Below are 2,463 nucleotides of genomic sequence, written 5' to 3'. Positions count from 1 at the left end.
GAACTGGCTGTATATCCAATTCAACAGCAGCTATAGCACTATTCACAAAGAAAAACAGCCATATTGTAAGTACAATTATCTTTCTCATCACCTCTTCCTTATCCAACCTTCTTGCGGTTATATCTCCGTCCGCCCAAAGCCTTAACTGCGCCCCAGTATATCCACGAAAGTGCACCATGACCTTTCTTCTTTATACACTCTCTGAGCTTTTTATCTGCAGCCTTTCTTGAGATATCTCCTGTGTGATAGTGCCAATCATGCTCTTCACAACAGTCATAAAAGTCAAAGTCTGGTGAATATGTACAACCATCTGAAAGAAATTCGACGGCTTGTTTGATGTGTTTTTTCATCTTCTCTTTCTCGGCCTATCTATTTTTCGATGCCTTCTCTATTGCAACGCCAGTCACCAAGCCAAACAGACCCGAAGAAAGAATCTTAAAAAGCTCAATCAACTCCGAGCAATCTGGTTTGTAAGTGGCCAGCCCAGCTAAAAAACAAACTGCCAGCACTACCAAAATCTTATCATTCATGATAATTCTCCTTTTTCTCATTCTTATTCTTCTCATCACCATTACCATTATTGTTATTGCTGCTGCTGTTGTTCCGGGACAACCGCTGCCTCAGCCTCAGCTTGTGCCTGCGCTTGCTGCTGCATTATCGCCAAGATTCGCCTTTTCTGAACCTCTTCCTCGTCAATCAGCCCGCGAGCTGGAGCACCCGCTACACTGTAAGCATACCGCAGCAAATAATCCCAATCCAAGTTCATTGCCGTGTCAGGATTTGCCTGGAGTATGGGGGCTACACCTTCAATTGCCTGGTTCAGGCCCCTGCTCTCAAACAGCTTTTTCTGAGCCACAGCAAGGGGGCCAAGATACTCTATATCAATCTTTCTTCCGACCAAACCTTCAGGGGGTGGTTCGAGCCGTCCTGCGTTAAATTCAATGTTGAACGCACCCTCGATTACCTTATCTAAGAGCTCATTCGTCAAACGCCCTACGATGTTCCCTAAGATTGCAGCTTTCTCGCCCTGCCGCTCCACAACTTCTGTGGCGGTCATAGCCCTTTCCTGATGGGCAAACATTAAGAAGAAGTCAATGCTAAAGAAATCTCTAACGCTCTTCTGTATCTGCTCTTCCCTGTCCCGACCAATTGGGAAGTTGATCCCCAGGTTAACCGGGCTGATCTTATTCTCAGGGCTATCAAAATAGTTAATTCCGTTGGGGGTCAGGTCGACATCCGCATTTATTGGCACATTCATCGGCGGCTTAACTGAAAGCTGCCCGGCCTCGAGTAAGCTCTTGCGAATACTGTTGAGTGTCTTAACTGTGGGTAAAGACATCATGGCCGGTGAATATCCATAGACACTGTCAGGGTTCTTGATGCAGCGCCACACAATGTAGGGGAAGAAGTCGTATTTGGATTCACGGACGATCTCCCCTTTCATTTCATGGTACCACACCGAACGCCAATGATCCCCATCCGGAACTACTGCATGGATAAATTTCCCACCCAGATTTTTGCAACCAAATTTGTCAGTCGCCTGTGCTTCTGTGTAGGTATCCTGGCGGAATACAGTTTTGATCTGACCATAACCATCTTCATCTATCCATATGCGCGGAGGTGACATAACCTTGTAAAAGATTGACCTGTCACCCAGATTTTCCTCGAAGTAGAGTATCCCTGTCCCAAAGGTAATCCCATCAATCAGGAACTCGACAACTTCTGAGTAGAAATTGCTGCGCCGAAAGGCTGCATACAGATCCTTAACAATGCCCTCTAGCCAATACTTGGTTTCAGCGTCAGTATCCATGTCAGGAACTTCCAGCTTAAACCAATCCAGAGAGGGCGACATCAGGTAGCCAAACAAACCCTCTGCCAGCATACGAACCGCAGATACTCCCGTAGAATCAAAGAGATATTTCCCGATAGGTGATTCTGGGGTCCGGTCGTAGAAGAGGTTTTCACGATATGGACAGAAGTACCGCGCAAGCTCCTCCCATGTAGGTTCGAAGGGGGTACGCCTCGCCTTCAGCTCTGCAAGCTTTTCTGTGAGTGCTTTATCTATCATTTTTATAGGATACCTCGTTCTCGGCTAGGCCTCCGTAATAACCGCCCTTCTTTGGTCCGCCTTCTCTGCTCTTTAATCTTGCGCCTTGTCTCTTTCTTGACTCTCTCCTTGCGCTCCCTGATCATCTTTTGACCAACATAGAGCTTATAGATCTCGGCGCCACCACGGGAAAGCTCAGCCACAGATTTTGCTTGAGGCAGATCAACAATGGGCTTAGTATAGCCATGGGCCTTTGCCCACTCAGCAGTTACTGGCCCCTTACCGGCTGCCATGGCTGCCTCTGGGTCCCCTTTTCTTATCAGGGAGTTGATGAAAGTCCCAAACTGTGATATACTGCCACTAATTCCCATTTTCCCTAATTCTCCTTAAAGTGATGGCCGGCCACCAAGAAGACG

Annotated in this window: 3 protein-coding genes; all 3 read right to left on the bottom strand. The window is 47.1% G+C overall.

The annotated features are described in order from the left end of the window. Positions 1–98: 98 nt before the first annotated feature. Positions 99–350, bottom strand: coding sequence for a hypothetical protein (locus C4B57_12110; GenBank protein PXF50488.1), 252 nt, complete (start codon positions 348–350; stop codon positions 99–101). A gap of 233 nt (positions 351–583) precedes the next feature. Next, positions 584–2,068 carry a hypothetical protein gene (locus tag C4B57_12105; protein PXF50487.1) on the bottom strand — a complete coding sequence of 495 codons (1,485 nt, stop codon included), beginning with the start codon at positions 2,066–2,068 and terminating at the stop codon, positions 584–586. Between the two features lie 2 nt (positions 2,069–2,070). Continuing rightward, entirely contained in the window at positions 2,071–2,418 is a 348-nt protein-coding gene (locus C4B57_12100; protein PXF50486.1) for a hypothetical protein, read from the bottom strand. Positions 2,419–2,463 lie beyond the last annotated feature (45 nt).

The sequence above is a fragment of the Deltaproteobacteria bacterium genome (genome assembly GCA_003194485.1).
GTDB lineage: Bacteria > Desulfobacterota > Dissulfuribacteria > Dissulfuribacterales > UBA3076 > UBA3076.
The sequence above is the reverse complement of the archived record's forward strand: the minus strand, read 5'-3'. Positions and strand labels throughout refer to the sequence as shown.

What these genes read in the sequence shown, in the direction of transcription:
- C4B57_12110 (PXF50488.1), bottom strand. Translation starts at nt 350, where the DNA reads ATGAAAAAACACATCAAACAAGCCGTCGAATTTCTTTCAGATGGTTGT.
- C4B57_12105 (PXF50487.1), bottom strand. Translation starts at nt 2,068, where the DNA reads ATGATAGATAAAGCACTCACAGAAAAGCTTGCAGAGCTGAAGGCGAGG.
- C4B57_12100 (PXF50486.1), bottom strand. Translation starts at nt 2,418, where the DNA reads ATGGGAATTAGTGGCAGTATATCACAGTTTGGGACTTTCATCAACTCC.